This window comes from Williamsia sp. Y721 (assembly GCF_059683565.1).
The window spans coordinates 462,493-487,593 of sequence record NZ_JCASNH010000004.1; the positions used below are offsets into that span (position 1 = coordinate 462,493).

22 protein-coding genes are annotated in these 25,101 nt (G+C 64.7%); 15 read left to right on the forward strand and 7 right to left on the reverse strand.

The window, feature by feature from the left end; translation table 11 throughout:
* Positions 1-3 precede the first annotated feature (3 nt).
* Entirely contained in the window at positions 4-2,154 is a 2,151-nt protein-coding gene (locus AC56PL_RS21670; protein ID WP_497155123.1) for a molybdopterin-dependent oxidoreductase, read from the reverse strand.
* Between the two features lie 29 nt (positions 2,155-2,183).
* Complete coding sequence (locus tag AC56PL_RS21675; RefSeq protein ID WP_495518036.1) at positions 2,184-3,017, reverse strand: oxygenase MpaB family protein; 834 nt, start codon at positions 3,015-3,017, stop codon at positions 2,184-2,186.
* Between the two features lie 153 nt (positions 3,018-3,170).
* Between AC56PL_RS21675 and AC56PL_RS21680 the strand changes: the two genes are divergently transcribed.
* From AC56PL_RS21680 to AC56PL_RS21695, 4 genes are all read left to right on the forward strand, one after another.
* Positions 3,171-4,379 carry an MFS transporter gene (locus AC56PL_RS21680; RefSeq protein WP_497155124.1) on the forward strand — a complete coding sequence of 403 codons (1,209 nt, stop codon included), beginning with the start codon at positions 3,171-3,173 and terminating at the stop codon, positions 4,377-4,379.
* 28 nt (positions 4,380-4,407) lie between these two features.
* Complete coding sequence (arcA, locus tag AC56PL_RS21685; RefSeq protein WP_495518415.1) at positions 4,408-5,628, forward strand: arginine deiminase; 1,221 nt, start codon at positions 4,408-4,410, stop codon at positions 5,626-5,628.
* A gap of 2 nt (positions 5,629-5,630) precedes the next feature.
* The gene (locus AC56PL_RS21690; RefSeq protein ID WP_497155125.1) at positions 5,631-6,005 is read left to right on the forward strand and encodes a GntR family transcriptional regulator; all 375 of its coding nucleotides are present in this window, start codon (positions 5,631-5,633) and stop codon (positions 6,003-6,005) included.
* Between the two features lie 110 nt (positions 6,006-6,115).
* Positions 6,116-7,798 (forward strand): BCCT family transporter, encoded by a 1,683-nt coding sequence (locus AC56PL_RS21695; RefSeq protein ID WP_495518033.1) that lies wholly within the window; start codon positions 6,116-6,118, stop codon positions 7,796-7,798.
* Positions 7,799-7,827: 29 nt separating this feature from the next.
* On the opposite strand, the gene AC56PL_RS21700 is transcribed toward AC56PL_RS21695, so the two are convergent.
* Positions 7,828-9,378 (reverse strand): dolichyl-phosphate-mannose--protein mannosyltransferase, encoded by a 1,551-nt coding sequence (locus AC56PL_RS21700; protein ID WP_497155307.1) that lies wholly within the window; start codon positions 9,376-9,378, stop codon positions 7,828-7,830.
* Between the two features lie 97 nt (positions 9,379-9,475).
* Between AC56PL_RS21700 and rsmI the strand changes: the two genes are divergently transcribed.
* A complete protein-coding gene (rsmI, locus tag AC56PL_RS21705) occupies positions 9,476-10,327 on the forward strand; it encodes a 16S rRNA (cytidine(1402)-2'-O)-methyltransferase (protein ID WP_495518032.1) in 852 nt (283 codons plus the stop codon).
* Positions 10,328-10,370: 43 nt separating this feature from the next.
* Here the strand turns inward: rsmI and AC56PL_RS21710 are convergent, their stop codons facing one another.
* From AC56PL_RS21710 to metG, 3 genes are read right to left on the reverse strand one after another with little or no spacing between them, the layout of a single operon-like run.
* Positions 10,371-11,570, reverse strand: a complete 1,200-nt coding sequence (locus tag AC56PL_RS21710; RefSeq protein ID WP_497155126.1) for an aminodeoxychorismate synthase component I — start codon at positions 11,568-11,570, stop codon at positions 10,371-10,373.
* Positions 11,557-12,129, reverse strand: a complete 573-nt coding sequence (locus tag AC56PL_RS21715; RefSeq protein ID WP_495518030.1) for a methyltransferase domain-containing protein — start codon at positions 12,127-12,129, stop codon at positions 11,557-11,559. The genes AC56PL_RS21710 and AC56PL_RS21715 overlap by 14 nt, the downstream gene beginning before the upstream one ends.
* A 13-nt stretch (positions 12,130-12,142) precedes the next feature.
* Entirely contained in the window at positions 12,143-13,696 is a 1,554-nt protein-coding gene (gene metG, locus AC56PL_RS21720) for a methionine--tRNA ligase (protein WP_497155127.1), read from the reverse strand.
* 61 nt (positions 13,697-13,757) lie between these two features.
* On the opposite strand from metG, the gene AC56PL_RS21725 reads away from it, so the two are divergent.
* Positions 13,758-14,189 (forward strand): TIGR03668 family PPOX class F420-dependent oxidoreductase, encoded by a 432-nt coding sequence (locus AC56PL_RS21725; RefSeq protein WP_497155128.1) that lies wholly within the window; start codon positions 13,758-13,760, stop codon positions 14,187-14,189.
* Between the two features lie 35 nt (positions 14,190-14,224).
* Here the strand turns inward: AC56PL_RS21725 and AC56PL_RS21730 are convergent, their stop codons facing one another.
* Positions 14,225-15,073: an alpha/beta fold hydrolase gene (locus tag AC56PL_RS21730; RefSeq protein WP_497155308.1), complete on the reverse strand. Its 849-nt coding sequence runs from the start codon at positions 15,071-15,073 to the stop codon at positions 14,225-14,227.
* A gap of 148 nt (positions 15,074-15,221) precedes the next feature.
* Here AC56PL_RS21730 and AC56PL_RS21735 point away from each other — a divergent pair, with 148 nt between their 5' ends.
* From AC56PL_RS21735 to AC56PL_RS21775, 9 genes are all read left to right on the forward strand, one after another.
* Entirely contained in the window at positions 15,222-16,067 is an 846-nt protein-coding gene (locus AC56PL_RS21735; RefSeq protein ID WP_497155129.1) for a PhzF family phenazine biosynthesis protein, read from the forward strand.
* Between the two features lies 1 nt (position 16,068).
* The gene (locus AC56PL_RS21740) at positions 16,069-16,968 is read left to right on the forward strand and encodes a YchF/TatD family DNA exonuclease (RefSeq protein WP_495518026.1); all 900 of its coding nucleotides are present in this window, start codon (positions 16,069-16,071) and stop codon (positions 16,966-16,968) included.
* Between the two features lie 46 nt (positions 16,969-17,014).
* Entirely contained in the window at positions 17,015-18,136 is a 1,122-nt protein-coding gene (locus AC56PL_RS21745) for a resuscitation-promoting factor (RefSeq protein ID WP_497155130.1), read from the forward strand.
* A 48-nt stretch (positions 18,137-18,184) separates the two neighbouring features.
* A complete protein-coding gene (rsmA, locus tag AC56PL_RS21750) occupies positions 18,185-19,039 on the forward strand; it encodes a 16S rRNA (adenine(1518)-N(6)/adenine(1519)-N(6))-dimethyltransferase RsmA (RefSeq protein ID WP_495518024.1) in 855 nt (284 codons plus the stop codon).
* A 24-nt stretch (positions 19,040-19,063) separates the two neighbouring features.
* Complete coding sequence (locus AC56PL_RS21755; protein ID WP_497155131.1) at positions 19,064-20,002, forward strand: 4-(cytidine 5'-diphospho)-2-C-methyl-D-erythritol kinase; 939 nt, start codon at positions 19,064-19,066, stop codon at positions 20,000-20,002.
* A complete protein-coding gene (locus AC56PL_RS21760) occupies positions 19,999-21,816 on the forward strand; it encodes an ATP-binding cassette domain-containing protein (RefSeq protein ID WP_495518022.1) in 1,818 nt (605 codons plus the stop codon). Before AC56PL_RS21755 ends, AC56PL_RS21760 begins: the two co-directional genes overlap by 4 nt.
* Positions 21,817-21,831: 15 nt before the next feature.
* Complete coding sequence (locus AC56PL_RS21765; RefSeq protein ID WP_497155132.1) at positions 21,832-22,833, forward strand: enoyl-CoA hydratase/isomerase family protein; 1,002 nt, start codon at positions 21,832-21,834, stop codon at positions 22,831-22,833.
* A 765-nt stretch (positions 22,834-23,598) separates the two neighbouring features.
* Positions 23,599-24,243, forward strand: coding sequence for a transglycosylase SLT domain-containing protein (locus AC56PL_RS21770; RefSeq protein ID WP_495518020.1), 645 nt, complete (start codon positions 23,599-23,601; stop codon positions 24,241-24,243).
* 210 nt (positions 24,244-24,453) lie between these two features.
* Positions 24,454-25,092: a TetR family transcriptional regulator gene (locus AC56PL_RS21775; RefSeq protein WP_495518412.1), complete on the forward strand. Its 639-nt coding sequence runs from the start codon at positions 24,454-24,456 to the stop codon at positions 25,090-25,092.
* Positions 25,093-25,101 lie beyond the last annotated feature (9 nt).

A 25,101-nucleotide genomic window follows, 5' to 3' on the forward strand; every position in this document is an offset into this window, starting at 1 on the left:
GGGTCAGCCGGGCACGGCCGCACTCACCGTTACCGGCACTCCGTTCAGCACCGCATTCCCGGAGATCTCGTCGAGGCGAAGGGGATCGGTGACGTCGTTGACACTCGGGGCATCGATGAGCGCGGCCACCGACAGCTGAACGCCATCCTGATTCTGGCCGAAACCGTGGGGCAAACTCACCACACCGGGCATGACGCTGTCGCTTTCGGCAACGGTCACCTCCACGCTGCCTGCCGCTGACCGCACCAACGCCCGGTCTCCGGAACACAGCCCGCCGGAGGCCAGATCTTCTGGATGCATCAACAGGTGATGGCGCGGGTGACCTTTGGACAAGCGGGGTGAATTGTTCATCCATGAGTTGTTCGACCGCAGGTGTCGTCGGCCGATCAGCAACAGCTCATTCTCGGCGGTCGCCACCAGGTCTGTGTGCATCCGGTCCAGGTCCGCGGTGATCAGCGGCGGTGCCAGGTCGACCACACCCGATGCGGCCACGAGTTTGCGTTTCAGCCCGGGACGCAGTACCCCGAGATCGTGACCGGATGGGGTGGCGAGGAGTTTGCGCACCGTCAGAGAACCCGGACCGGTGTGCATTAGCAGATTCAGCAACAGTCGTGGACTGGCCAGCGAGCGTACGGTCGGAACCAGTTGTTTCGGCAACCGCCGGAGGCGATCGAGCGCTCCCCGGTCTGCGGAGCGGGTACGTGTCAGACCCCGGGTGAGCTCTCCGAAGATCTCCCAGTCATGTTTGGCATCGGGTGATTTGGCGACGATGGCCGGTGAGAATCGGGCGGTGTTGCGGACCGCGAGTTGGTGGAAGACGAGATCGTAGTGATCGCGTTCGAAGATCATCGTCGGCGGCAGGATCACATCGGCGTGGCGGGTGGTCTCGTTGACGTAGAAGTCGACCGACACCATGAAGTCGAGTCCGTCGAGGGCCGGCCCCAGATGACCACCTCCGGGTGCCGAGGAGACCGGATTGCCTGCGACCGTGATCAGGGTCCGGATCTGGCCGGTGCCCTCGGTGACGATCTCGTCGATGAGCGTGGCGACGGGCAGTTCCCCGGCGAATTCCGGCAGCTCCCGGACCCGGCTGCGCCACTTGTCGAAATGGCCTCGACCACTGAGTTTCCGGCCCACAAGATCGATCTCGGGATCTGGCAAGATCGCGCCCCCGACCCGGTCGAGGTTGCCGGTCACCGCATTGATCACCTGGATCGCCCACTGGCACAACGTCCCGAAACGTTGCGTCGACACACCTGTGCGCCCATAGATCACCGCGCGCGGGGCCGCGCCGAAATAGGTTGCGATCGAACGGATGTCGGTGATGTCCATTCCGGTGATCGGCGCGGCCCATTCCGGGGTCGTCGTCGTGGACACGGCCCGGACCTCATCGAGGCCGGACAGCGGGAGGTGCTCGATGCGTTCGGGCGAGATCCCACGCTCGTGGACGAGCACGTGCAGCACGGCCATCAGTAGTGCCGCATCGGTGCCGGGCCGGATGAAATGGTGTTTGTCGGCGATTGCGGCGGTCTCGGTGCGGCGGGGGTCGATCACCACGAGTTGTCCACCGCGACGGCGTAGTTCGCGCATCCGGTTGCGAAAGTCCGGGGAGGTCATCATCGATCCGTTGGACACCACGGGGTTGGCGCCGATGATCACCAGATGGTCGGTGTGGTCGAGATCGGGGACCGGGATCTGTAGCTGGTGCCCGTACATCAGGTGCGCCGCGAGTTGTATCGGAAGTTGATCCGCGGAGGTTGCCGAGAAGACATTGCGGGTACCGATCGCCTTCACAAACGGCAGACCATGTGTGAAAAATCCGAGACTGTGCGCATTGGGATTGCCCAGATAGAGTCCAACTGCGTTGCGGCCGTGTCGTTGTTGCGTCTCGACGATCTTGGCGGTGACCAATTCGATCGCCGCTTGCCAGCTGATGGACTCCCATCCGCCTCCGGGTGTCTTGCGCAGCGGCGTCCGCAACCGGTCCGGATCGGCGTGCAGGTCGGCAAGGGCCGTGCCCTTGGGGCAGATGTGGCCACGGGACAGGGGATCGTTGCGGTCACCGCGGATGTCGACGACGCGGTTGTCCTCGAGGGTCACCTGCAGACCGCAGATGGCCTCACATAGGTTGCAGACGCTATGGCTGGACGGCATACGTGGTGAGTGTAGGCCTGGTCGCGGTGTCAGAAAACAGCAATTCCGAACCTCCGACGGATTCTCAGGTCGGCGAGCATGACGTCGTTGAGGCCCTTGATCAGGCGTGCCACAGCCCAGTCGGTCTGGCGGTATGCCGTGAGCACCCGGTGGTACCGCCGGTCGTCCGCGGCAGTCCAGGACCAGCCCATCGCCTCACGGAACGGCTCGGGCAGCGCACCTTTGGTCATGAACAGCTGTGATTCGCCGAATGCCTTGTGCAGGACTTTTCCGCCGACCCCCAGCGGCTCGGTGAGGAAGCTGAGATCGGCCAGTGAGGTCAGCATCTCCCGGACCGGTGGATCGATGTGGATGTCTGCGACCTGTTTGTCCCAGTAGATCTCGAACGCGGCGCGATCGACCGGCCACATCGTCGGGCGCACGTTCAGGGTGGTACCCAGCCGGGCGGCGTCGGCGTAGATGGCGTCGGCGGTATCGGAGTCGAGTGGACCATAGAGGAACTCGTACTGGTCGAGGTAGAAGCGGTACAGGCAGGCAGCCACCCACAGCTGCAGATCGGGACTGTTGGCGCTGTAGGCGACTTCGGCACCAGGTCTCGACGTGACCTGACTGTGGACCTGTCGTAGCTGCTCTCGGACGTAGGCGACGTCGTCGTCGGTGCCACTGATCGCCACGGCCAGATATTGGCCGGTGGTGCGCGCTCGCTTGATCGGGTGTTTGAACGTATTGCCGCGTTCGACGGGGCTCTCGAGGACACCATGGCCGACACCGGGCGCGGCGAGCTGCATGATCACGTTGGCTGCAGCCATCGTGCTGCCCAACGAGGTGATGAGATCCAGGGTTCTACGGGGTTTTCTCGGCATCACGCACTCCTGGGCCGGGTGCACCGCAATGTGCACACATCGGTTTCCAGATGATAACTCCATTCAGCGTCGGCCGGTGGACTCCGTCGATCGCACCGACTGATCCGTGGGTCCGATGTGACCGGTCTGCGGGCGCGACGGTAGTTTTATCCCGTGAAGCAGATACCCCGCGAGATATGGGTTCTGCTCATAGCCAATGTCGTGATCGCGCTCGGTTTCGGCCTGATCGCCCCGGCGCTGCCGATGTTCGCGCGCAGTTTCAACGTGGGCATCACCGCGGCATCCGTGGTCATCTCGGCCTTCTCGGTGATGCGGCTGCTGTTCGCCCCCGTCGGCGGACGGCTCGTGCGATTGCTTGGCGAACGCCGGATCTACCTGACCGGTTTGCTGATCGTGGCGGCCTCGACCCTGGCATGCGCTTTTGCGCAGAACTATTGGCAGCTGTTGATCTTCCGCGGACTCGGTGGCATCGGGTCGACGATGTTCTCGATCTCGGCGACAGCGTTGATGATCCGCTTGGCCCCGCCCGATCTCCGCGGACGGGTTTCGGGCTTCTTCAGCGCCGGATTCCTCGTCGGCAACATCACCGGCCCATTGCTCGGCAGTGCGCTGATCGGATTCGGGCTGCGGATGCCGTTCGTGGTGTATTCCATCGCTCTCATCGTGGCCTCCATAGTTGTTGCCACGCAGCTTCGATCGGTGGGCGGGCGCCCGTTGCCCGGCGGCGGCGGCGACGACCACGTCTCGATGCCCATGAAGGACGCCCTACGCGACAGCGCATACCGCGCAATCCTGGCATCGAGTTTCACGCAGGGCTGGGCGTCGATGGGCGTCCGCGTCGCACTGGTCCCGCTGTTCATCGTGGAGGATCTCGATCAGTCGGACGCCATGACCGGCGTGGTGCTGGCGGTGTACGCCGCGGGCAACGTGCTCGCGATCATCGTCGCGGGCCGGCTTTCGGACACTCTCGGGCGACGCCCGATCATGCTCCCCGGGCTGTTGCTGATGGGGACGTCGACCGCATTTCTCGGGTACAGCGGCAACATCTGGATCGCGGCCGCACTGACCTTTGTGGCGGGTATCGGTTCGGGACTTTTCGCCCCGACGCATCAAGCTGCACTTGCCGACGTCCTCGCCGGTCGGGGGCAGGGCGGCCCGGCTCTGGCGACCTATCAGATGACCGCGGACGTCGGAGCCATCAGCGGGCCGATCGTTGCCGGTTTCATCGCACAGCAATGGGGTTTCGGTCCGGCATTCCTGGTCACGGCCGCGGTGGCGTTTATCGCGACGATCTTCTGGATCGCGGCGCGGGAGACCTTGCCCAAGCGCATCGCCGACAACCTACAGGCGAACGAGGCCTGACCGCATTACCGTTGACTGCATGTCACACATGGCAAGTGCTGAGCAACCGGTTCTGGGTTCGGACTCCGAGGTCGGCCGATTGCGCACGGTGATGCTGCATCGGCCGGGTGACGAACTGCGCAGGCTCACGCCACGGAACAGTGACCAGTTGTTGTTCGACGGCCTGCCCTGGGTGGACCGGGCGCAGGAGGAGCACGACGCGTTTGCGGACGTGCTGCGTGACCGTGGGGTCGAGGTGCTGTTGCTCGGCGATCTGCTGACCGAAACCGTTCAGACCAGCGGTGCGGCGCGGATGCAGGGGATCGCGGCCGCGGTCAGTCCACGTCGGCTCGGGCACCATCTGGCCCAAGATCTGTCCGCCGAACTGCGGCGTCTGCCTGCCGGTGACCTGGCACGGGTCCTGATGGCCGGTATGACATTCGACGAATTGCCCGAATCGGCGGCGACAGTGCGGTCCTCGCTGGTGTGGCGGATGCACCATGGTTCCGAGTTCGCGATCGAGCCGTTACCGAACCTGTTGTTCACCCGTGACAGTTCGTTCTGGATCGGTGACAGGTTCGCGATCACGTCCCTGGCATTGCCTGCCCGGGTCCGCGAGACGTCCCTCACAGATCTCATCTACGCGCACCATCCGCGGTTCCTCGGGGTCCGCCGGGCATACGAATCGCACACGGCCCCGGTCGAGGGCGGCGACGTGCTGCTGCTCGCTCCGGGCGTGGTGGCGGTCGGGGTGGGGGAGCGCACCACACCGGCAGGCGCGGAAGCTCTGGCGCGCAGCCTGTTCGATGACGATCTCGCGCATACGGTCCTGGCGGTGCCGATCGAGCAACGTCGAGCCTCGATGCACCTCGATACCGTCTGCACCATGGTCGACACCGATGCGGTGGTGATGTACGCGGCCATCCAGGATTCGCTGTCCGCGTTCACTATTCGCAGCGGCGAGACCGTGTCGATCACCGGGCCGGAACCGTTCGTCGATGCGGCTGCCACGGCGATGGGCATCGACAAGCTCCGGGTGATCGACACCGGACTCGATGCGGTCACCGCCGAACGCGAGCAATGGGACGACGGGAACAACACCCTGGCCCTGTCGCCCGGAGTCGTGGTCGCGTACGACCGTAACGTCGAAACCAATCGGCGGCTTGAGGATTCGGGCATCGAAGTGCTCAGGATCGCCGGGAGCGAGCTGGGGTCGGGCCGCGGTGGACCTCGCTGTATGTCGTGCCCGGTCTCACGGGATCGGTTGTAGTCATGTCTTTCGACATCAGCTTGGGCATCGCGATCGACCCGGATTCCGACGTGGCGCCGTATGAACAGGTGCGCCGTGGCGTCATCGAACTGGTCAACTCCGGTGAGCTGCTGGCCGGTAGCCGGATCCCCACCGTCCGGGCACTGGCATCGGAACTCGATCTCGCACCGAACACAGTTGCCCGTTCGTATCGCGAGCTCGAGACCGAAGACATCATCGAAACCCGCGGCCGCAAGGGCTCTTTTGTGAAGGCGCATGCAGATTCCACACTGCAGCGCGCGGGAGAACTGACCGTGGAGCATGTTTCGGCTCTGCGTCAGCTCGGCATCGACGATGACCGTATCAAACTGCTGCTGGACAAGGCTTTGCGCAGGTGAATCGCGTGAGTCGACGCGTCCAGTTCGATGTCAGCTGCATGCTTACCCGTAGATAGCAAATTGGTCGCGTAAGTTGATCAATCAGGGTTGATGCTGCTTTGGTGGACTACATGGTACTGACGACTGAACGTTCTGACGCAGTTCCGCCACCTGACTCCGGAAACGGAAAGCCTCGACTCGATCTGGTGGTTTTCGGTGTGACCGCGGCGGCTGTGATCGCGTTCGTGGTGTGGGGTCTGGTCGACGGATCGCAACTGCGGTCGATCACCGACGACATGCTCGCCTGGATAACCGACAACCTGGGTTGGATTTACCTCCTGTCCGCCACCTTCTTTGTGCTTTTTGCGCTGTATCTTGCGATCAGCAAGTACGGCAAGATCCCGCTCGGGCGCGACGGTGAGAAGCCGGAGTATCGGACGATCAGCTGGATCGCGATGATGTTCAGCGCCGGTATGGGTATCGGCCTGATGTTCTTCGGCGCCGCGGAACCGTTGGCCCACTACGTCGATGCCCCGCCTGGGACCGACAGTGAAGATCTCGGCGTTGCGATGGCAACAACTATGTTCCACTGGGGATTTCACCCGTGGGCGATGTATGCCGTTGTGGGACTTGCGATTGCGTACAGTACCTATCGCTGCGGCCGCGGTCAGTTGGTCAGCGCGGTATTCGCTCCGATCCTCGGGCACCGCGCCAACGGCTGGGGCGGAAAGCTCATCGACATCCTCGCCATCTTCGCCACACTGTTCGGCACCGTCGCCTCACTCGGGCTCGGTGCGGCACAGATCGGCTCGGGCATGGTCGAGATCGGATGGCTCAACGAGCCGTCAAAGCTGTTGCTGGTGGCGATCATCGCAGTGTTGACCGCCGCGTTTGTCGCCTCGGCGGTTTCAGGCGTGGCCAAGGGGATCCAATGGCTGTCGAACACGAACATGGTGCTTGCCCTGATCCTCGCGGTGTTCGTGTTTGTTGTGGGTCCGACCGTGTTCATCCTCAACGTGCTGCCGACAACGATCGGCACATATCTCAACGACCTCACCGCGTTCTCGGCGCGATCGGGTGCCACGGTGGACAGTGCCGGTGAAGAATGGCTCGCCGGCTGGACGATCTTCTACTGGGCATGGTGGGTCTCGTGGACACCGTTTGTCGGCATGTTCCTGGCCAAGATCAGCCGCGGCAGGACAATTCGGGAGTTCGTCATCGGTGTGATGCTGGTACCCACGATCGTGTCGCTGGTGTGGTTCGCGATCTTCGGCGGTACCGCGATCCGGCAGCAGATGCAGGGCAAGAACCTCGACGAGGCCGGTTCGGAGGAGAGCCTGCTCTTCGACATGCTCGGGAACCTGCCATTGACCGGTATCGCGTCGGTGCTGGTGATGGTCCTGGTGGCGATCTTCTTCGTGTCGGGAGCCGATGCCGCGTCGCTGGTGATGGGGACGCTGTCGGAGAAGGGCGCGCAGAACCCGAGCAAAGCCGTCACGATCTTCTGGGGAACACTGACCGGTGCGGTCGCTGCGCTGCTGTTGTGGCTCAGTGGCGACGATGCACTCGAGGGCATCAAGACGATGGCCATCATCGCAGCACTGCCGTTTGTGATCGTGATGCTCGGGATGTGTGTGTCGCTCTATCTGGACCTGCGACGAGACCCGTTGATCGTGGCGCAGCGCACCTACAAGGGCGAAATCGATCGGAAACTGCGCGTCAAGGCGAACATCATTGCCGCCGAGGACGATTCCAGCGATGTCATGCCGTCCGACAAGTTTCCCGCAATCACTCCGGACAAATTCGACGACTGACCTGCGCCCGCTCGACCGGGTGGCGGGGGTCAGGCCCAGCTCGGTAGCCAGATCTGCAGGTTCCACAGCTCACGGCTGATCGGGGATCCGGTGAGGATCGGCCACATCCACATGAAGTTGAGGACCACGAGTCCGATGTAGACGCTGACCCCGACCGCACCGACGAGCCGCCACTCGTAGGCGTTCTTACGTTTTCTTCGGCTGGCCGACACGATGTCGCCGACACAGAGCGCCAACCCCATGATCAGGAACGGCGCCATCGCGGTTCCGTAGAAGAAGTACATCTGCCGGTCGAGGTTGGCGAACCAGGGCAGGTATGCCGCGCCGTAGCCGACCAGGACCACCGCGTATCGCCAGTCGCGCCGGATGAACATCCGCCACAGGGCCCACGCGAGCATGGGCAGTGCCAGCCACCACAGGATCGGCGTTCCGATGAACATCATGGCGCGCACGCATTCGGACTCGCCACACTTATCGGGCCCGTATTCGATGTAGTAGAGCATCGGGCGCAGGCTCATCGGCCACGTCCAGGGTTTGGATTCCCAGGGATGGTGGTTGCCTGCCGAGTTGGTCAGGGTCGAGTGGAAATCGAGCACACCGGACTCGTAGTACCAGAGCGAGCGCAGGGCATCGGGCACCCAGGCAAACGGTCCATCGGTGCCGATCTGCTTGCCGACCTCGTATCGGTACACCGCCGTCTCAGATGCGAACCACGGCGCAAAAGTCGCGAGGTACACCAGGATCGGTGTGACGCCCAGTGAGAATCCGGTGGGGATCACATCGCGAACCAGGACTCCGCGCCACGGCCGCCGCACCTTGTATGCGCGCCGGGTGGCGACGTCGAAACCGAGCGACAGCACCACGAAGAAGGCGACGAAGTAGATACCGGACCACTTGGTGCCGCAGGCCAGGCCCAGGAGGATGGCCGCGCCGAATCGCCACCACCGGAAGCCGAGGCGGGGGCCGTAGACGGAATCGGCCATCCGCCCTTCGAGGTGGACCCTGTGCATGCGGGCGCGCATCTGATCGCGGTCGCAGACGATGCAGGAGAGCGCGGCGACCACGAAGAAGATCTGGAAGATGTCGAGCAGTCCGGTGCGGGAGGCGACAAAACTCACCCCGTCGCAGATCAGCAACACCCCGGCGATCGCGCCGACCAGAGTTGACCGGGTCAACCGCCGGACCAGCCGGATGACTATGAGGATCATCAGGGTCCCGCAGACCGCGGACATGAAGCGCCAGCCCCACGCGTCGTAGCCGAAGATCCACTCGCCGATGGCGATCATCCATTTGCCGACCGGGGGATGCACCACGAGGCCGTAGGCGGGGTTGTCCTCGAGCCAGTTGTCACCGGTGAGGACCTGCCAGGCCTGGGGGACGTAGTGCTTCTCGTCGAAGACCGGGGTGCCCTTGTCGGTAGGTGAGCCGAGGTTGATGAAGCGGGTCGCCGCCCCGATGGCGGTCAGGATCAGAGTGACGATCCAACCGCGCCTGCGGTCGGTGGCACCGAAGATCGGTGCGGGTACATCGCGGGCATCATTCGGGGTGTTGCCGAGGTCTTCGGCATGTGTGCCGGGCAGTTCTCCCGGGAGCCTGCGGGTGTTGATCGAGTCCTCCGGCGTGGAGATCTCGAGCGGCGGGGAGAACGTCACGGGGCCAATCGTAGGCTGTGCAGTGATGAACTCTCCGGAACCGCACGGCCAACTCGTACTCGCAGCGACCCCGATGGGTCACCTCGACGACGCTTCACCCCGACTGCGGCAGGCGATGGCCAGCGCCGATGTGGTCGCGGCCGAAGACACCCGCCGCGCGCGGGCCCTGGCCGCGGGGCTCGGTGTGACCATCACCGGGCGGGTCGTGAGCTACTACGACCAGGTGGAGGCGCAGCGGACGCCGGCTCTGGTGGAGGAGGTACGGTCCGGCGCGACTGTGTTGCTGATCACCGACGCAGGGATGCCGTCGGTGTCCGACCCCGGTTACCGACTCGTGGTGGCCTGCGTGGAGGCTGCGCTGCCCATCACCTGCCTGCCGGGTCCGTCCGCGGTCACCACCGCGCTCGCGGTCTCGGGGCTACCGGTCGAGCGGTTCTGCTTCGACGGATTCGCTCCGCGTAAGCCGGGACAGCGCAAGAAGTGGTTGTCGGCCTATGTGGCGGAGCCGCGTACCGCCGTGTTCTTCGAGGCGCCACATCGTCTTGCCGAATGCCTGCGCGATGCGGTGGAGGTGCTCGGACCCGACCGCCGCGCAGCGGTGTGCCGGGAACTGACGAAGACGTACGAGGAGGTGCGCCGCGGGACGCTGTCGGAGTTGTCGCTGTGGGCCGCCGACGGTGTGCGCGGTGAGATCACGGTGGTGCTCGAGGGTGCCGTCGCCGGGGAACCCGACATCGACGATCTGGTGGCGCAGGCCGAAGAGCTCGTGGCGTCGGGTATCCGTCTGAAAGAAGCCTGCGCGCAGTTGGCGACGTCGTCGGGTGCGTCGAAACGTGAGCTCTACGAAGCGGTACTGGCTGCCCGCGCAGAGGAGTAGTGACCCGGGCCGGAGTTCGGCCCCGGTCAGTCGCCTGCGTTGGTCAGCCGCTGCGTCGGTCTTGTTCGGGTCCGTGTCTCAGGCCGATGATCGCGGCAGCCTTGTCGAGGCACTCCTGCCACTCGCTTGCCGGGTCGGAGTCGATGGTGATGCCACCGCCGACACCGAGGTGGGCCGAACCGTCGGGTGAGACCTCGACCGTCCGGATCGCGACGTTGAGGTCGAGGTCGCCACCGGGGGAGGCCACCCCGATGGCGCCGCAGTAGAGCCCGCGGGGATGCTGCTCCCAGTTCGTGAGTAGTTCGCGCGCACGGATTTTGGGGGTTCCGGTGACCGAAGCCGGTGGGAATGTTGCGTCGATGAGGTCGCCGTTGGTGACCGTCTGGCCGAGCGTGGCCTGCACCGTCGACACCAGATGCCAGACGCCTGGGGCGGGATGGACGTGCAGCAACTCGGTGACCGTGACCGTACCCGGGACGGCGACGCGGCCCAGGTCGTTGCGGACCAGGTCGACGATCATGATGTTCTCGGCGACGTCCTTGGCGGAGTCGAGCAGTTGTTGCGGGTCGAGGTCGATCGGGAGTGTTCCCTTGATGGGACTCGAACAGACCACCGAACCGTGGCGCCGCAGATAGGTTTCGGGGGAGAACGACACCACCGAACCCCAATCGCCTTGCAGGAATGCTGATTTCCTGGGGCGGGTGAGCGCGACTCCATCGGAGAAGTAGTTTGCCACCGACCCGTCGACCTGTCCGGTGAACTGCGTGCAGATGCAGGCCTGGTACACCTCGCCGGCTGCGATGGCGTCGAGGCAGTGCTCGATTGCCGTCACATGCGGCTGCTTCGGGGGCAGAGACCACTGCACGGACCAGTTGTCCCGGTGCTGCTCGGTGAGGGCGGTGAGAACCCAATCGGGACATGGCTGATCGGTGACCGACGTCCACCACCAGGTGCCCAGGCGGTCCTGAGTCAAGATCGCGTCCGTCGACCCACCCGCCGTTGCCGGCAGCGGGCCGTCGTCGGCGCGATCCGGAAAACCCAGATACCCGAACCAGAATCGATCCGGGTGGTCCGGAACCGTGGTGCCCTCGGTCAGCGTGATCGACGGCGCGATGACGGCATCGAACCCCAGCCAATCCCCGATCAGTGCCGCCGGACCTGGTAGGCCCAGCCGTCGGGTGTGAAAATCGAGTGCCCGCACCACATCCGGGGCGCCGGCGCTGCCCAGTTCAACGCTGCGCAATGAATCGCATGCCTTGCCCGAGGATTGCCGGCGAGACGGTCACCTGGCTCAGACCGGCATCGGTGAATCCGTCTCGGAGTTCGTCAACGGTGATCAATCGGTGGGGCGATCCGTCGTAGCGGTGGATGAACGACGTCACCGGTGCGCGTACCAGGTCGTAGCCGAGGAGGCTGCCGCCGGGACGCAATACGCGTGCGATTTCGCTCAGGGCCGCAGGCCATTCGATGACATGATGCAGCATCAGGAAACTGAGCACGGTGTCGAAACTGTTGTCGTCGAAGGGTAATGCTGTGACGTCGGCGATCTGCGTGTGGGCGCGTTCGCCGAACTCGGAGAGCCGGGTTCGGGCGTCGTCGACCATGATCGGATCGATGTCGGTCGCCGTCACCGTGATGTCCGGATGTTCGGTCAGTAGCCGGGCGGCCATTTCGCCGCTGCCCGAGCCGATTTCCAAAACGTTGTCACCCAGGGGCTGATCAGAACTGCTCCAGCCCACCAGTGCCGTTGCCACCGGTCGCCATATCGCGCTCTGGCAGAAGATCCGCTCGATTCGCGACATGGCCGGCATGAGGTCAGTTCTTCGGTGCTTCGTAACGGGGGAAGATCGGTGTGGGCTTCGGGAGGGAGGTCCCGGCGGTGAGCCGCTGCGCGATGGCATCGAAGTCGCGTGAATCAGGCTTGACCACAAGTTGATCCAGCAGGCGCGCCGACGAATCCGGCATGGCCGGCTGGGTGAGCAATGCCGCGATCCGGACCACCTCGGCACAGATGTAGAGCACGGTGCCGGTGCGTTCGAGATCGGTCTTCGCGAGCTTCCACGGCTCCGCGACCGTGATGTACTTGTTCGTGTCGCCGAGAACTTCCCAGATCGCCTCGAGTGCGGTATGGATTGCCTGCTGGTCGAATTCGATGCGAACGCGGTCCAATAGTCCGTCGGCCTTGGCCAGCAGCGCATTGTCGGCGTCGGTGAGATTCACCGGGGCCGGGAGCACACCGTCGAAGTATTTGCCGACCATCGACAGCGTCCGCTGGGCGAGGTTGCCGAGTTCGTTGGACAGGTCGGCATTGACCCGGGCGACGATCGCCTCGTGGCTGTACGAGCCGTCCTGACCGAACGGCACCTCGCGCAGACAGAAGAACCGGATCGGATCGAGACCGAACTCGCCGATCAGCGTGGCGGGGTCCACAACATTGCCGACCGACTTGCTCATCTTCTCGCCGCTGTTGAGCAGGAAACCGTGTGCGAACACCCGTTTCGGCAGCTCGATCCCGGCGCTCATGAGGAACGCGGGCCAGTACACACAGTGGAACCGGATGATGTCTTTGCCGATGATGTGCAGATCGGCGGGCCAGAACTTCGTCCAGGACTCCGATTCGGTGTCGGGGAAGCCCGCGGCGGTGATGTAGTTCGTCAGTGCGTCGACCCACACGTACATGACGTGGTCGTCGTCGCCCGGCACCTTCACACCCCAGTCGAAGGTGGTGCGGGAGATCGACAGGTCCCGGAGGCCGCCGCGGACGAAGCTGGCCACCTCGTTGCGGCGCGTGGTGGGTCCGACGAACTCGGGATGCTCGTCGTAGAGCGCGAGCAGCTTGTCCTGATATGCCGAGAGCCGGAAGAAGTACGAGGCCTCTTCGGTCCACTCGACAGGCGTTCCCGACTCGGTGGCGATGCGGCTGCCGTCCTCGAGCACGGTCAGTTCGGAATCGCTATAGAAGGCTTCGTCGCGGACGGAGTACCAGCCGGAGAACTTGTCCAGGTAGATGTCGCCGTTGGCGTTCATCCGCTCCCAGATGGCGCGCGATGCGACATGGTGGTCGGCGTCGGTGGTGCGGATGAACCGGTCGAAGCTGCTACCCAGCATCTCCTGGAGCTCACGGAACGCGGCCGAGTTGCGATCGGCCAGCGCACGGGTCTGCACGCCCTCGTTCTCGGCGGTCTGCTGCATCTTCTGGCCGTGCTCGTCGGTGCCGGTGACGAACAGCACCTCGTGGCCGTCGAGCCGCTTGAATCGTGCCAGCGTGTCGGCGGCGATGTACTCGTAGGCGTGCCCGATATGCGGTGCCCCGTTGGGGTATGCGATGGCCGTTGTCAGGTAGAACGGCGGTTTTGTTGCAGAAGCCATGGTGACGACAGCTTATCGGCAGGCCGAGCCTGCGCGGATTCGGCCACTACAGTTACGCGGTATGGGTGACCCCACCGGCACGCGAGTGCATGTCGAGCGATTTGCCGCCGCCCGGTCGGCGCGGCTGGCGACCGTCCCGGCCACCGGTGGTCCGCACCTGGTCCCGGTCGTCTTCGCCGTCGCCGAGCAGACGATCCACATGGCCGTCGACGGCAAACCGAAATCGACCCAGCGACTGCGGCGGCTGGCGAACATCGAGCGCAATCCCCAGGTCTGCCTCCTGGTCGACGAGTACTCCGAGACCTGGGAACAGTTGTGGTGGGTGCGGGCCGACGGTCACGCCTCGATCCACACCGAAGGCCCCGAGGTGGACCGGGCGTATGCGCTCTTGCGTGCCAAATATCCCCAGTACGCGACCGTGCCACTCGACGGCCCGGTCATCGCAGTGGACGTGACCCGGTGGTCGGGGTGGAGCGCATCGGACCGGGCCTGACCAGGCAGCGCCAGACCAGGAACCCGGGCGCGAGACTAGGCGGCGCGAGCGAAGTTCTGGGTCAGTTCCAGGATGATCCGCGGCCACAGGGGTTCGGGGATGTCGTGGGCCATGTCCTTGAGCAGCACGAACTTCGACCCCTTGACCGCCTTGGCGATCGCCTTGCCGCCCGACGGGCGCATCAGACCATCCGCGGTGCCGTGGATGACGACGGTCGGTGCGGAGATCGCGCGGGTATAGGGGAGCAGACTGCCGCTGCCCATCACCGCGGCGGACTGTCGCACGATGCCCGCGGGGTCGTTGGCGCGGTCATAGGCGAGGGTCGCACGGCGCAGGGACTCCTCCCACGGCAGTGCATATTTCGCACTGCCGATGGTGCGGGTGGCCGCGGCGGCGTTCTCGATGTACTGCTCCCGGGTGGCATTCTTACCCGGCCCCACCAGCAAAGCCTTGAGTTTGCGGGGATCCGGCGGCGGCAGGAACGCCTGGTTGGTGCTGGAGAACATGATGCCAACCGACAACACGCGGTCGGCGTATTTGCCCGCAACGATCTGCGCGATCATGCCGCCCATCGAGCCGCCGACGACATGCGCCTGCCGAATCTCGAGGGCGTCGAGGAGACCGATCGCGTCCGCGGCCATATCGACCAGGGTGTACGGAACCTCGCTGGACTTGCCGAGTTCGTAGTTGGCGAGCCGTTTGAGCAGTGAACCGCCGACCCTCACGTCGTCGAGGTGGGTCGAAAGACCGATGTCGCGGTTGTCGAAGCGGATGACGCGGTAGCCCTGATCGGCGATCTTCATGCAGAACTCGGTCTGCCAGAACGTCAGCTGGGCGCTCAGGCCCATGATCAGCAGCACGGCCGGGTCGTTGGGATTGCCCATGTCTTCGTAGGCGATCGTGATGTCGCCGACCTGCTTGGTGCCCACCCGGTGGTTGATGTCGGTCACATCGCGCACTTTAGTGCACCTGCCGACGACACTCGGCGAATTCCATTCGCCAACCGCAGGGACGGACAGGCACAATCCACACATGTCATTGCGCCGCTTCCAGCAAGTCGACGTGTTCGTGTCCGGACCTCTGACCGGCAACCCCGTAGCCGTGGTGTTCGACGCCGACGACCTCACCGACGACCAGATGCGCAGGTTTGCGCAGTGGACGAATCTGTCAGAGACGACGTTCCTGTGCACGCCGCGGGATCCGGCAGCGGACTACCTTCTACGGATCTTCACGCCGGCTGGGGAATTGCCTTTCGCCGGCCACCCGACACTCGGTTCAGCACATGCTTGGCTGCAGGCAGGTGGTGAACCCAAGGGCGAGAAGATCATTCAGGAGTGCGGTGTCGGACTGGTCAAGATCCGGACCGTCGGCGATGCGCTCGCTTTTGCGGCCCCGCCGCTGATCCGATCCGGCGCTGTCGACGCCGCCGACCTCGATGTGATCCGGCAAGCTCTTGGCCTGCGCCCCTCGGATGTCGTCGCCGCGAACTGGGTGGACAACGGACCGGGGTGGATCGGCCTGTTGCTGATCTCGGCCCAACAGGTACTCGAGGTCGAGCCGGATTTTGCCGCGCTCGGGTCATTCGACGTCGGCCTCATCGGCCCCTACCTCGGCGATACGGGACCACAGGATCGCCCGGATTACGAGGTTCGCGCCTTTGCTCCCGGAAGCGGCGTGCCGGAGGACCCGGTGACCGGCAGTCTCAACGCCGGTCTCGCGTGCTGGTTGCGCGGGCTGGAGATCGCGCCCGCGTCCTATGTCGCGGCGCAGGGGGCGGCGCTGGGCCGGTCCGGACGTGTCGTGATCAACGACGACGACACCGACATCTGGGTCGGTGGCCGCAGTGTGACGGTCATCGCCGGCGAGGTCGATCTCTGACATGACCGATCAGGTGACCCAGGGGCCCCTGGGCCAGGAGAAGAGCAACAAGGAGCTCAAGAAGGAGCGGCGGCGGACTCCGCCACCGGATCCGCAGCCGTTGACACCACTGATCGACTCCCACACCCATCTGGCCGCCTGTGGTGGGCGTGATGCCGAGTCGGTGCGGCAGATCCTCGACCATGCCGAGTCGGTGGGCGTCCTGGCAGTGGTGACCGTCGCCGACGACATCGTCGACGCGCGCTGGGCCGTGGATGCGGCGCGGTGGGATTCTCGGGCGTATGCCGCCGTGGCGCTGCACCCAACGCACGCGCATCAACTCGACGACGCCACAAAGGCCGAGCTCGAAGAGATGCTGACCGATCCGCGGGTGGTGTCGGTCGGGGAGACCGGCCTGGACTACTACTGGCCCGGCAAGTCGGACGACTGCGCGACCGTCCCGCAGCAGCATGAGGCGTTTGCCTGGCATATCGATCTCGCCAAGCGGGTCGGTAAACCGTTGATGATCCACAACCGTGAGGCCGACCGCGACCTCCTCGACGTCCTCGAACGCGAAGGTGCGCCACAGACGGTGATCATGCACTGCTTCTCCGGCGACGAACGCGTCGCCGCGGAGTGTGTCGAGCGCGGGTATCTGCTCAGTTTTGCCGGGACGGTGAGCTTCAAGAACTCCACCACCTTGCAGGCCGCGGCCGCCCTGGTGCCCGACGATCAGCTCTTGATCGAGACGGATGCGCCCTTCCTGACACCGCACCCGTATCGCGGCCAGCCGAACCAGTCGTACGTCCTGCCGTACACGGCCCGGGCGCTGGCCGAGGTGCGGGGGCAGGATCCGGCGCGCCTCGCCCAAGCTGTTACCGAAAACGCGATCCGCGCTTACGGCTTGGACCTGCACGTTTAGCGATAGCTTTGCACAATCCACACCATGTCGTTACTTTGTTGTGATCATGTCTGTGCTTGCTCGTATCAACGAATCGACCTCCCGTACCCCACGCATCGCAATTGCGTTACTGCTCGCAGTACTCGTCGCCGGTGGTGTGATGGGGATCGTCGCCCACAAAAACGTCACGATCGACGTCGATGGCGAGGTGGTCAACGTCGCCACCATGCGTAGCTCGGTCGACGCCATCCTCGAGGAACAGGGTTACGACCCGGCCGACGGCGACCTGGTGTCACCGTCACCCGATGATCGGGTCGGCGAGGGCGAGACCATCACGCTGCATCGGCTCAAGACCCTGACGGTCAACGTCGACGGAGAACCCCGTGAGGTCAAGACCACCGCGACCACCGTCCAGCAGGCGCTGGCGCAGATCGATCTCGACTCGGCGGCCAACGACATCGAGGGTCCCACCACCGAGGCGCTGCCGGTTTCCGGCGGCACCGTGAACGTGGTGCTCCCGAAGAAGGTCAAACTCACCGACGGTCCGCACACGTCCACGCCGCAGATCGCCGCGAAGACGGTCGCCGAACTGCTCGACGAGACAGGTAACCCGCTGGCGCCGACCGATCAGGTCACCCCTGCCGCCGACGCCAAGGTGACCAACGACATGGACATCACCGTCACCCGGATCCGTACCGAGACCGTGACGTTGACCGAACCGGTCGCACCACCGGAGAACAGGGTCGACGACCCGGCACTGACCACCGGTCGCACCGAGGTCAAGAGCCCCGGGCAGCCGGGCTCCGCCGAGGTCACCTATGAGGTGACAACCGTCAACGGCGAGGAAACCGAGAAGAAGAAACTCGATTCCGTGGTGAAGGTCGAACCGAAACCGGCGACCGTTTCGGTCGGTACCAAGCCGGGTGCACCGTATGTGGCGCCGGGCTCGGTCTGGGACCAGCTCGCGCAGTGTGAGGCAACAGGCAACTGGGCCATCAACAACGGCAACGGTTTCTACGGTGGCGTGCAGTTCGATCAGAACACCTGGAATCGCTGGGGTGGCCAGGAATACGCGCCTCGCGCCGACCTCGCGACCCGCGAGGAACAGATCGCAATTGCAACCAAGACCCAGGCCGCGCAAGGATGGGGCGCATGGCCTTCTTGCTCGTCCAAACTCGGACTTCGTTGATCGACCGCAGCACGCCTGCACTCGTGGGCGGATGCTGCGCTGAGTAACGTGCCTGCACTCCTCGGGCCGGCGGAGATCCGTGAGCTCGCCGCCGAACTCGACATCCGTCCCACCAAGACCCTCGGCCAGAACTTCGTGCACGACGCCAACACGGTGCGGCGCATCGTCACGGCCTCCGGTATCGGTCCGGACGATGTGGTGGTCGAGGTCGGGCCCGGACTCGGCTCACTGACCCTGGGACTGCTCGCGGTGGCCAAAGAGGTGATCGCCGTCGAGATCGATCCCCGACTTGCCGGACGGCTGCCCACGACCGTCGCGGAGCGGGCTCCCGACCAGGCCGATGCACTGACCGTGGTCACCAAGGACGCGTTGCGCGTCACCGTGGAAGATCTGCCTGCCGCGCCGACGGCACTGGTGGCAAATCTGCCGTACAACGTCGCGGTGCCGGTGTTGCTGCACCTGATGTCGCAGTTCCCCACCATTCGCACGGCGTTGGTGATGGTGCAGCTGGAGGTCGCCCAGAGGCTCGCGGCCGGACCCGGCGGACGCATCTACGGGGTTCCCAGCGTCAAGGCGCGGTTCTTCGGTGAGGTTTCCCAGGCAGGCTCGGTGGGGCGTCATGTGTTCTGGCCCGAACCCAAGGTCGAATCCGGGCTCGTCCGGATCAATCGGTACCCACAGCCACGCTGGCCGATCGACGAAACCCATCGTCGCCGAGTCTTCTCGGTGATCGATGCGGCTTTTGCCCAGCGCCGCAAGACGTTACGAGCGGCTCTGTCCGGCCTGGCCGGTTCGGCTCCGGCGGCCGAAGAACTGCTCACCGCCGCAGGCATCGACCCCAAACTCCGGGGTGAGCGCCTGGCCATCGAGGACTACGTGGCGCTGGCCGCGCAGCTCGATTAGTCGGTCCGCATAGAATTGGCGATCGTGCTGTCTGTTGTCCCACGTCCCGTCACGGTTCGGGTACCCGCCAAGGTGAACTTGCACCTGGGCGTCGGTCTGCCCCGCCGTGACGGCTATCACGAATTGACGACCGTGTTCCAGGCGCTTTCATTGTCCGACACCGTCTCGGTGGCCCCGGCCGACAACCTGTCGATCGTCGTCACCGGCGACAACGCAGGCGAGGTCCCGCTCGACTCCACCAACCTGGCGTGGCGGGCAGCCGAAGTGATGTCGCGGGCGGCGGGCCGCCCGCCCGAGGTGGCGATCACCATCAACAAGGGCATCCCGGTCGCAGGCGGTATGGCAGGTGGTTCGGCCGATGCCGCCGGTACCCTGCTGGCGCTGTCACGACTGTGGCGCCTCGAGATCGACCGCGCCACCATGCTCGCCCTCGCCGCCGAATTGGGAAGCGACGTACCGTTTTCGCTGCGCGGAGGCACCGCGCTCGGCACCGGTCGCGGTGAGAAGCTCAACACAGTCCTGTCCCGCGGCGAGTACCACTGGGTGCTGGCCGTTGCCAAAGAAGGTCTCAGTACCGCGCAGGTGTATCGCGAACTGGACCGGTTGCGCGAGACGAACGCGTCCGCGGACGACACCGGCACCTACACCGAATCTCCCGACGAGCTCCTGCAGGCGCTTGCATCGGGTGACCCACAGAGAGTTGCAACATTGCTACACAACGACATGCAACCGGCAGCGCTGTCCATGCGCCCGGCCCTGCGCCGAACACTGCGCGCCGGAGTCGACGCCGGCGCCCTGTCCGGAATCATTTCCGGGTCGGGACCGACGTGCGCATTCCTATGCGCCGATGAGGCCGCCGCGGTGGCCACCGCTGCCGAGTTGTCGGGCGCGGGTGTGTGCCGCGCCGTCCGGACCGCTTCCGGTCCGGTGGGCGGCGCACGCGTGATCGAGGCAGCGCTGTGACCGCACCGGGAAAGCGTCAGGGCAACAACCTCATCTCCGTCGAGAAGATCAGCAAGTCGTTCGGCATCAAGCCGCTGCTCGAATCGGTCAGTCTCGGTGTCCAAGAGGGCGACCGCATCGGAGTGGTCGGGCTCAACGGCGGCGGCAAGACGACGATGCTCGAGATCCTGGCCGGGATCGAGCCACCCGACGAAGGCCGTGTGGCCCGCGCCACCGGAATGCGGATGGCAGTGGTGACCCAGCGTGGTCACCTGCCTCCCGAGCAGACCATCGGTCAGATCGTCCTGGGACCGCTCGGTGTGGCCGAACACGAATGGGCGGGCGACGCCCGGATCCGGTCGGTGCTGGCGGGTATCGGTATCGGGGAGCTCGGTCTGGACACCCCGGTCACGTCGTTGTCCGGTGGACAGAGGCGCCGGGTGGCACTGGCTGCGGCGCTCGTGCAGGACCTGGATCTGTTGATCCTCGACGAGCCGACCAACCATCTCGACCTCGAAGGCATCGCCTGGCTCGGCAATCATCTGGTCAACCGGCGCAGCGCCCTGGTCGTGGTCACACACGATCGCTGGTTCCTCGACACGGTCGCGACCACCACCTGGGAAGTGCAGAACGGCAAGGTCGAGACCTACGAGGGCGGCTACAACGACTGGGTTTACGCTCGCGCGGAGCGGACCCGGTTGTCCGACGCCGCCGAGGAACGCCGACAGAACCTGGCACGTAAAGAACTCGCCTGGCTGCGGCGTGGCCCGCCGGCACGGACCTCGAAGCCGAAGTATCGGATTCAGGCTGCGGAAAAGCTCATCGCCGACGTGCCGCCGCCGCGAGATTCGGTGGCACTGGCCAGTTTTGCCAAGCGTCGCCTCGGCAAGGTGGTCATCGAACTGGAAGACGCCAAGCTCACCACCCCCGATGGCCGGGTGCTGATCGACGATCTGACGTGGCGTCTGGCCCCCGGTGAGCGCATTGGCCTCGTCGGTGTCAACGGCTCGGGCAAGTCGACGTTGTTGCGGACGCTGGCGGGCGAATTGCCGCCCGCGGCGGGCCGTCGCATCGAAGGCAAGACGGTCTCCATCGGCTGGCTGCGTCAGGAACTCGACGACCTGCCGGTCGACATGCGGGTGATCGAGGCCGTCGAAGACGTTGCCGGACATATCGAACTGGGTGGCAAGGACGTGTCGGCCGGACAGCTGGCCGAGCGGCTCGGATTCAGCCCGGCCCGGCAGCGCACACCGGTCGGTGATCTCTCCGGTGGTGAGCGTCGCCGGCTGCAGCTGACGCGCGTGCTGATGGCGCAACCGAACGTGCTGTTGCTCGACGAGCCAACCAACGACCTCGACATCGACACGCTCCAACAGCTCGAGGATCTCCTCGACAACTGGGCCGGCACCCTGGTGGTGATCAGTCACGACAGGTTCTTGATCGAGCGGATCTGTGAGAGCACCTGGGCGCTGTTCGGCGACGGCAAGCTCACCAACCTGCCCGGTGGCATCGAGCAGTATCTGACGAAGCTGGCCAACGGACCCGCCGCGGCGTCGGCCGTCCAGTCGTCGGGACCGGCGAAGGCTGCCGGTGCGGCAGGTGGCGGGCCCGCCAAAGGCTCTGGCGCCGAGCGTGACATGGAAAAGGCCCTGAAGAAGGTCGAACGTCAGGTGCAGCGTCTGGTCAAACAGGAGACCGAGTTGCACAGCAAGCTCGCTGACGCGGCCACCACACCGGATCAGCTCATTGCTCTGGGTACCGAACTTAAATCGGTTGTGGCGCAACGTGAAGCGGCTGAAGAGTCGTGGATGGAACTCGCCGAAGCGATCGGCTGACGAGGGGAATATTCGGTGTCGTTCATCCGTACACAGGTCGGCAACGGTGTCGGCGAGATCATCTTGGATCGTGGCCGGGCCCTCAATGCGCTCGACCAGACCATGGTCGACGACATGTTCGTGGCCCTTTCGGACTGGGTTGACAATCCCGAGGTCGAGACGGTGCTGGTGACCTCGTCGAGTGATCGCGCGTTCTGTGCAGGCGGTGACATCCGGGCCATCCGTGATGCGGTGCTGGCAGGCGATTTCGCCGGCGTGACAAGATATTTCAGTGCAGAGTACGAACTCGATCAGCTGGTTGCGGACTTTCCGAAGCCGTACGTGGCACTGATCGACGGGCCTGCGCTCGGCGGCGGTCTTGGCATCAGCGTGCACGGCGAGGTCCGGGTGGTCAGCGAGAAAGCGATGATTGCGATGCCGGAAACGGCAATCGGATTCATGCCGGATGTCGGCTCGACATATTTTCTGCCGAGGTTGCCGTCAGGTGTCGGCCTGTGGATGGGCTTGACCGGCGCCCGCGTACATGGTGCGGATGCGGTGGCCGTCGGTCTCGCGACCCACTACGTGCCCAGCGCCAAGTTCGGCGAGCTCGCCGATGACATCCGGTCGGGAATGCCACTGGCACAGGCGTTGTCGGGACGGACCGAGAAGGTTTCTTCGACGGACCTGCCGCTGGCGAAGATCGCCGAATACTTCAGTGACGATCCGGTGGCGGCCATCGTCGGCGGCCTGCGGGGTGCGGTCGGTGACGACTGGGCGGCCGAGACGGTCGCTGCGCTCGATGCGGCATCACCGACGAGCCTGGTGGTGACCGCTGCACTGCTCGAACTCGGTGCGCGTTCGACACTCGACGAGTGCCTCGAGCGCGAGCTGCACGCGGCCGAGCAGATCACGCGGACCCCCGACTTCGCCGAAGGCGTTCGGGCGGTGTTGGTGGACAAGGACCGCAATCCCACATTCAGTCCGGCCGCATTGGCCGATGTGGATCTGGAGCTCATCACCCGCATCATCGGGTGATGTGGCGCCGACCGGCTCGATAACCCCTAACCGGGCCGCGATGGACTCCGATCGGACCGAATCGCCTGGCAATGTCGTGATATTTGCCATATCTAAACGAGGTATTGAGGGTGGCAAGGACTTCGGTCCCCGTTCCAGCGGCGCCATTCTCGCTGTGGTGTGAACCAACACCCTGTGGTGTGAACCAACGCCCGGCGCGGCGATCATCGTCCGAAACGATGCTCTCGACTGACGCCGTCTTCGTACCCAAGTAACCCACTTCGTAACATTTTGGCGTCTTCGGGCGCGTTTTTGCCAACGAACCTTGTGAAACCGGTCACGGTAGCGTAGGGGAGCAAATCTGCAGCGCATAGCACGTTTTGGATAGTTGGACAGCCGCAAAAAGTGCTTTGCTAGCCTCACTAGGCCCGGTTTCTGCTGGACATTCTCAGGTTTGTATATCAATCTGTTATCAACCAGTAACGCAGATGCAACGTCTGCAGCACGAGAAGGTTGGTAGTTCATGCGGATTCTTCCCGCATGCGCAATCCGTGGTCTCGCTGCGGTTACCGGGGGCTGATACCGCCACCTGGGGCCGCCTGAGCGGATCTCGCCTGGACCCTGAGCCAAACGGGTCGGTTGCGGCATGCGCCGGGGCGGCAACGTCCCTTGTTTCACAAATCCATCGACAGCGATGACCCCACATCGCCAGGAGTGCCACGGCACCTGGCGAGGTTGTCTGCTGCCTGCCGTCAGTCGGCCGAATCACATCTAGGAATCAGTTACATGTCCGTTTTCTCGAAGTTGCTCCAGGACGCCCGGAGCGGCGCATCACACACGCACGCCCGCTACGTCGGGGGTGCCGCCACACTGGCGATCGCCGCGACGCTGACCGCCGGGGCGTTCATCACGAATGAGCCCGCCGGTGCCGATACGGCCGCGGTCACAAAGTCTGCAACCCACTCGGCTGTTGTCGAGTCGTCGCCCGAGACCGAAGCTCCGGCCCCGGCTCCCGAGACGCCGGTGGAGGTCGAAGCAGCACCCGCACCCGTGGTCGAGGAAGTCGCGCCCGAGCCGGTCGTGGCCCCGCCGCCGCCTGCCCCGGTCTACGAAAACAACCTCGACGGCTGGATTCGTCAGTCACTCGACATCCTGGCCGCGAACAACATCCCGGCGAGCTATGACGGGATCATGCGCAACATCATGCGGGAGTCGACCGGCAATCCGCAGGCCATCAACCTGTACGACTCGAATGCCGCAGCCGGCATCCCGTCCAAGGGCCTGCTCCAGGTGATCGACCCGACCTACGCGGCCTACCACGTCGAAGGCACCTCTTACGACATCTGGGATCCGGTCTCCAACATCGTCGCCGCCTGCAACTATGCCGCGCACAAGTACGGCTCGATGGACAACGTCAACTCCGCTTACTGAGAACCACCGGCGGTCGGCTGACCGTCTGAGCAGTGGACGACCACAAACGCTCCGCCTGTACGAACACGCTCCGCATGCACGTGGAGCAACTTCGAACAGGCGGAGCGTTTGTGGTTCCGCAGTAGCGGGTTCGGTCGTATTCGCCTACCCTCGCACGAAACAGTGGGTCGTTTGACCCACATGAGGCAGGCGGGGGACTGCGTGGCACGGATGTCTGTGGAGGTGCGGCGGGACCTGCTGGTGCGCGCTGCGTTCCGGGTCATCGCCGATCATGGTGTGGAGGCGGCGACCACCCGCCGGATCAGTGCCGAGGCGGGTATGTCGCTGGCCAGCTTCCACTACGCCTTCGATTCCAGGGACGAACTGCTGGCCGAGCTGGTCGCCAGGGGTACATCCGACGAACTGGCATCGATCACCGCACCCCTGGCGCCACCGGAAACGTCCGCGGCCGTCGACTCCGGTGAATGGAAACTCCCGGACGATATCGGCGCGTTGATCAAGGCCGGTCTGATGTCGTATCTGGAGAGTGTGGTCTCCGACCCGGGTCGGGAGGCGGCAATGATCACGCTCGCCCAGTACGCACGCCGCACCGAAGGCCTCGAGCACTTCGCCACCCGCCTGTACACCCGGTACTACGAAATCGCTCAGGTCTCGCTGGAGGCGGCGGCTGCCGCGATGGGTGCCACCTGGACCACCGATCCGGAGTATCTGGCACCGCTGGTGGTGGCGGCGACCGACGGCTTGACGTTGGCCTATCTCAACACCGGCGACCGTGAGGTCGCCGAGCGCATCATCGACGCCACCGTGGCCTCACTACTGGGGCACCTGGCAGATTCGCCTGCGTCATGAGTATCGATC